Source organism: Candidatus Glomeribacter gigasporarum BEG34 (assembly GCF_000227585.1).
Taxonomy (GTDB): domain Bacteria; phylum Pseudomonadota; class Gammaproteobacteria; order Burkholderiales; family Burkholderiaceae; genus Glomeribacter; species Glomeribacter gigasporarum_B.
The window spans coordinates 1-5,020 of record NZ_CAFB01000067.1 but is presented as its reverse complement, the minus strand read 5'-3'; the positions used below and the strand labels follow the sequence as shown (position 1 = coordinate 5,020).

Here is a 5,020-nt window from a genome sequence, read left to right as displayed (position 1 = left end):
ATGATCGAATCTTGATCATATTTGCGGAAAATAAACGGACCTGTGCCGATTGGTTTCTGATTGATCTCTGACGGCTTCCCCCTTTCCAGCAATTGTGCAGCGTATTCAGCAGAAAGAATCGATGCAAAGGGCATCGCCAGATTAGACAGAAACGGGGCATAGCGCGAGTTCAGCGTAAACCGTACTGTGTAATCATCGAGTGCTTCGATCTGAGTAATAGCCTTGCTGAAGCCACCGTGTTGAAAGTCTGGAAATTCAACCGGGTAGGCCTTGTAGAACGGCATATTCGGGTTGCGCATCCGCTCGAAGGTAAAGAGCACATCTTCTGCGTTGAAGTCGCGCGTGGGCTTAAACCAAGGCGTGGTATGGAATTTCACGCCGCGCCGCAGGTGAAATGTGTATACCCGTCTATCTTCTGAGACCTCCCAGCGCTCGGCGAGACTGGGTTCGATTTTGTTTATGTTGTCCCGCTTGTATTCAAGCAGCCGATTAAACAACGTTGTTGCCACCGTATAGTCTGGACTCGCTTCATACTGACTAGGATCGAACCCTGTGGGTCTGGTTTCGGAACAGTAAACAAGCGCCTTGACGGGCAAAGAACGTTTTGTCAAGTTGCTCGCATACGCCCCACAACAGGCCATCCCCACGACAGGGACGAAAGCCATAATTTTAACGCGCCAAGCACAGATACTGTAATTTTTCATGAGAGCAGCATAGGGAATGCTGCTCGAAGTTATCTGCTACCAGCACTATCTCTTCATGATTTCTATATAACAGCAAAGAATAGTTGATCCTCAAAACAGGCTCGGAGAAGTAATCTCAGGTGAAAATTGTTTGGTTTATCGAAATTTTTTTTAAAAAATCCTTAGCAGTTCCAAATAATTTTGAATTATTTTGTTATACAAAGAGGCGCTCTCAATAAAGCGCGCCTTTATGCATAATTTTATTTCTAGGTCGTGTTCTCAATTAAGCAAAGAGCAGTGTTGCAGATTGCAAAAAAGGAGAGGATGCAGGATTTTGGATGATGAGCTACAAGCGTCACCTTCGAGCAGATCAGTGGAATCGGATCAAAGAGTGATTGCCTGGAAGCGGACGTACATGTGGAGTGCGTGCTCGCGGTAACCGTCAGTTTGTGGAAGGCGTATTGTGGATTGGGTGCAGTGGATTGGGTGCACCGGGGCAAGATGGCGTGCGTGACCCAAAGCGTATGGCCACTGGCATCGGGTCTTTGTGAGGTTCGCGCTCACCCACATGCCGCGGGCGCTTTGCAACAGGGCCCGCAGGCTTTGGGCCGTTCTCGCAATCGTCTGCGCCCAAGAACGATTGACCGGCATCTGTATAAAGCCAGAAATCTGCTCGAGCGCACTTTTAACTGGATCAAGCTTCGACGCGTTGCAACACGTTTTGAAACGCTTGATCTTTATTATGCGGCTATCGTCAGTATCTCCTGTATGTGCAAACGGCTCGCTTAATTGTTAACACGACCTAGAGCTCTTCTACATATGATTTTTTACCCACAGTGCGCAATTTAGATAGAACATGGTGCAAAGCGAACGGGCTGACTATTTTTTCCTGAATGTGGGCAATGTGGTTACTCATGGTTGTAACGGAAACATCAAATTTTTGAGCAAGGATTTTGCACCTAGCGTCCTCGCACATGGCAAGTAGAATCTGCGTCTCCCTATAAGTGAGGAGACTCAGAGGGTTGAAGTGGCTATCCAGTCCCAGATGCCGTAATAAATGCTGAATAGCTTTCTGTTTAGAGAAGGGAAAAGACGTTTGATAGAGATCGAACAATTTCTGTAAAGGTAGCTGCGGAGTCAAATCCTGAAAAATAGTCAGAAATGAAACGATTTTTTTATTATCTCTGTCCGAGATGGGAATTTTGAGTAAATTTTCAAGCGCGATAGTGCCCTGAAAATAAATGTAGAGACAATTAAAACTGACAGGGCGTTTCGTGCATAACAATTGTTTTTCAAATCCCTCGATCCGTGCCGCATTTTCGTATTCAGACTGTATGATGCTAGAGTCCAGATTGAGCTTCTTCCTTCTGTGAAGCACATCGTCTATCCAAATCTCACGAGCGGTAGCGCCAATTAAATCGTCAATGGATTCTAATCCATTAGATATCGCCTCACGATAGTTTGCCAGCAGATATTTTCTCGTGCGTGCCTCTCTTACATGGCTTGAGTGAGGATAGCTTTCTACAAAATGAGTTAAAAAATCACCCATGCAGTTGATCGTTTCATAACCGCTTTTTAGATCGGATAAAATTTGAGCAGTATTCATAACGCTTTCTCCAGTCAATGCAATGTTTTTACTGATTGCACACTCACTCTAATTTGTGATAGCCGTCTTCACTGATCAATATATTATGAATCAGCGCGCAACATTTTCCACTCGTTAGCGTCCAAATTTTTCCAGTTTTTAGTTCACTCAGCCATTGTCACCAGCCAGATGATTCTGTCAGTGTTTAAAATGGAAAGAATCCTTATCGTATCCGTCCGGGCAATCACCTTATATCAAAACAGGAGTTAGAAGCCAGAATAGTGTCCACTAAAAAATATAAAAATATAAGTGGGCGCTCAAGATGGAATCAAACGTAGAGAGAAGCCCGCGCGGTCGCCGTCTCAATACTGCTTCACCGCCTTATATACCTGCCGCAGAGCTGGGAAGTTTCCCGCCAGCCCATAGTAGGCATAGTGGCCGCGTAGTACGGCGTTTAGATGTTTCACCTGTCCGTATCCGCCAGTGCCTTATCCGTCGCATCAGGTCTTGCAACGACAGGAGACTGCGCCGTAGGCGTGATTTCTCCGTGCGCATGCTCAGTTTGAAGTGACCTTTCAAATTTTGGGTGCAGTACAGCGTGAAACCCAGAAAATAGAGGGTCTCTGGGCGTTTTCTGCCTTTCCGCTGCGCGTCTCGTTGCGCACATCGACCGAATGCAGCCCGTTTGGTTTGAGTCGATTCCAGTTCCAGGTTGAATTTCTCTAAACGTTGACTCAAGGCCGCCTGGACGCGAAGGGCATCCTCACGATATTGGACACACATCATAAAGTCATCCATATACCTCACGTAGTAGGCCTCACCTCGCAATCGGGGCTTCACCCTGTGCTTGAACCAGAGGTCCAGCACATAATGCAGGTATAGATTGCTCAGCAAGACGCTGCATACCCCTACAACACTATTGCAAACAACTTAGGATTTGCACAACGCATTCCTCGCTCTGTCTTACGTCCAAAATATGCAACAGCCTTCAGCGATCAGGTTGTGGATCCTCCACCGCACTGCTCAAAACGGTTCAGACATGTATGGTGTCCTATGGTCAGCCCTAAAGTCTGGAAGAGCGCTGATGTCGAGGCAGAAGAGCAGTTGATCGATACGCATCCCCTATGAACCCAATCGCTTAGCACAGGGCTATTTAACGGCGGCTTATGAAGCATGAGTTCCAATCGTTCAATCCGTATTGAAGGCACAGGCTATAGATCACTATCCGATCAGTGAAATGCCCTTGAAGCAAGCAGGAGGAAAGCCAGGATGACCGCTATTGTCGCATTTTATGCAAGAGTTTCGTCCGGGAAACAGGCACAAGCCGATACGATTGCCAGCCAAATTGCGGCATTGGAAACTCGTATTCACACAGAAGGTAATACCCTCACCGATGCATTCAGATTTATGGATAACGGCTACAGCGGGTCGAATTTAAACCGTCCTGCTTTAGAGCAATGACGCGATCAGGTAGCAGGAGGTGAAGTGGATAAAATTTATATTCACTCGCCAGATCGCTTATCTCGCCGGTATGCCTATCAAATGCTTTTACCTGAAGAATTTCAAAAAGGCGGCGCACCTAATGGCTATCGTTACGTAGATAGATCTACTGGCGCAGGACAGGCTCTCTAAGCCTGGAAAAGATTATTCAGTGCATCGCGTTGAAAAGGACAATTGGATGGATGTTTCTGTTCCAGCCCTGATGGATGAGGCTTTATTCGATACTGTTCAAGAACAACTCAGCGAAAACAGAAAGCTGGCCCGAACAAGACGACGGGGCAGCTTATTTGCTGCAAGGATGATGAGTATGTCAATGTTGCAAGTATGCCTGTTACGGCAAATCAGACAGAAACAAACGGGGAGAAAAGATTCAGGATGATGCTTATGATCGCTGCATTGGCTCTGACCCTTACCGTTTTGGAGGAAATAAAATTTGTGATAATAGACAAATGCGCATGGATACTTTAGAAATGGCAGTGTGGGAAGAAGTCAAGTGCTTACTGAAAAATCCAGATAGATTGACAGAGGAATATCAATGCAGGCTTTCAGAAACAGAACGCTCATCTTTGGATCAAAAAAACAGTACGCCTGACAAACAGGTCGCTCAATTACAGCGGGGCATATCACGACTGATTGACAGCTATACTCAAGAGTATTTTGGTCAAGAAGCATTTGAACCCCGAATTAAAGCGATGAAATACCATTTAAAAAGTATTGAAGAACAGAAACAGAAAATTCTCGATGAAAAGCATTTGAAAAATGAACTGACGCTTATTGTGACTCGTTTGGAACAGTTTGCCTTGGCGGTCAAATCAAAACTTGAACACATCGACTGGCTCACCAAGCGTAACCTCATCAGGACATGGGTCAAGCGGATTGAAATTCACCCTTAGGATGTCAATGTAGTCCTTTCGCGTAAAGGAGCTGCCTGGCCATAATGGTGGTCAACCAGGAGGCTATCAAGAAAGAAAGCTTTATGGGGCCAATCCAATATACAAGTTTGCACTGTCTCAAATCTCAATTGCGTTTGACATAATTACAGTGGCGATTTCACACCAGCCGCACGATAAATACTTCAAGGCGTCTTTGAAAGAGCGGCAGATTGCTGTCGATTTCCTTAAATCTCATCTTCAGCCCGACCTCTACCAGCGCCTAGACCTCAGCACTTTGCATCTCACGGACAAAAGCCTGCTCACTCCAGATTTCGTCGAAATTCACAGCGATATCGTTTACCGCTGCCAGTTTGACGGCA

General features: G+C 45.9%; 9 protein-coding genes. 6 read left to right on the top strand and 3 right to left on the bottom strand.

Annotated features, from left to right (window positions below; all coding sequences use genetic code 11):
- On the bottom strand, nt 1–611 hold a 611-nt coding region (locus CAGGBEG34_RS08185; protein WP_320408625.1), incomplete at its 3' end, for an ABC transporter substrate-binding protein.
- Nucleotides 612–1,100: 489 nt separating this feature from the next.
- On the opposite strand from CAGGBEG34_RS08185, the gene CAGGBEG34_RS08180 reads away from it, so the two are divergent.
- Entirely contained in the window at nt 1,101–1,472 is a 372-nt protein-coding gene (locus CAGGBEG34_RS08180; protein ID WP_158641849.1) for a transposase, read from the top strand.
- A 13-nt stretch (nt 1,473–1,485) separates the two neighbouring features.
- Here CAGGBEG34_RS08180 and CAGGBEG34_RS08175 read toward each other — a convergent pair whose 3' ends face one another.
- A complete protein-coding gene (locus CAGGBEG34_RS08175) occupies nt 1,486–2,289 on the bottom strand; it encodes a LuxR C-terminal-related transcriptional regulator (protein ID WP_006683216.1) in 804 nt (267 codons plus the stop codon).
- 360 nt (nt 2,290–2,649) lie between these two features.
- Entirely contained in the window at nt 2,650–3,162 is a 513-nt protein-coding gene (locus CAGGBEG34_RS12265; RefSeq protein ID WP_050009375.1) for an RNA-dependent RNA polymerase family protein, read from the bottom strand.
- Nucleotides 3,163–3,537: 375 nt separating this feature from the next.
- On the opposite strand from CAGGBEG34_RS12265, the gene CAGGBEG34_RS10390 reads away from it, so the two are divergent.
- The 5 genes from CAGGBEG34_RS10390 to CAGGBEG34_RS12260 form a co-directional block, all read left to right on the top strand.
- Nucleotides 3,538–3,729, top strand: a complete 192-nt coding sequence (locus tag CAGGBEG34_RS10390) for a recombinase family protein (RefSeq protein ID WP_081463806.1) — start codon at nt 3,538–3,540, stop codon at nt 3,727–3,729.
- Nucleotides 3,730–3,753: 24 nt separating this feature from the next.
- On the top strand, nt 3,754–3,900 hold the full coding sequence (locus CAGGBEG34_RS11165) for a hypothetical protein (RefSeq protein WP_158641848.1): 147 nt from the start codon (nt 3,754–3,756) through the stop codon (nt 3,898–3,900).
- Between the two features lie 46 nt (nt 3,901–3,946).
- The gene (locus tag CAGGBEG34_RS11435) at nt 3,947–4,147 is read left to right on the top strand and encodes a hypothetical protein (RefSeq protein WP_203224872.1); all 201 of its coding nucleotides are present in this window, start codon (nt 3,947–3,949) and stop codon (nt 4,145–4,147) included.
- Nucleotides 4,148–4,223: 76 nt separating this feature from the next.
- Nucleotides 4,224–4,661 (top strand): hypothetical protein, encoded by a 438-nt coding sequence (locus CAGGBEG34_RS08165; RefSeq protein ID WP_158641847.1) that lies wholly within the window; start codon nt 4,224–4,226, stop codon nt 4,659–4,661.
- A 148-nt stretch (nt 4,662–4,809) separates the two neighbouring features.
- The coding region (locus CAGGBEG34_RS12260; protein WP_203224871.1) for an Rpn family recombination-promoting nuclease/putative transposase at nt 4,810–5,020 on the top strand (211 nt) is incomplete at its 3' end.

Excerpts from the sequence above, each read along its gene's own strand:
- CAGGBEG34_RS08175 (WP_006683216.1), bottom strand. The coding sequence starts at position 2,289 with ATGAATACTGCTCAAATTTTATCCGATCTAAAAAGCGGTTATGAAACG.
- CAGGBEG34_RS10390 (WP_081463806.1), top strand. The coding sequence starts at position 3,538 with ATGACCGCTATTGTCGCATTTTATGCAAGAGTTTCGTCCGGGAAACAG.
- CAGGBEG34_RS11435 (WP_203224872.1), top strand. The coding sequence starts at position 3,947 with ATGGATGTTTCTGTTCCAGCCCTGATGGATGAGGCTTTATTCGATACT.
- CAGGBEG34_RS08165 (WP_158641847.1), top strand. The coding sequence starts at position 4,224 with ATGGATACTTTAGAAATGGCAGTGTGGGAAGAAGTCAAGTGCTTACTG.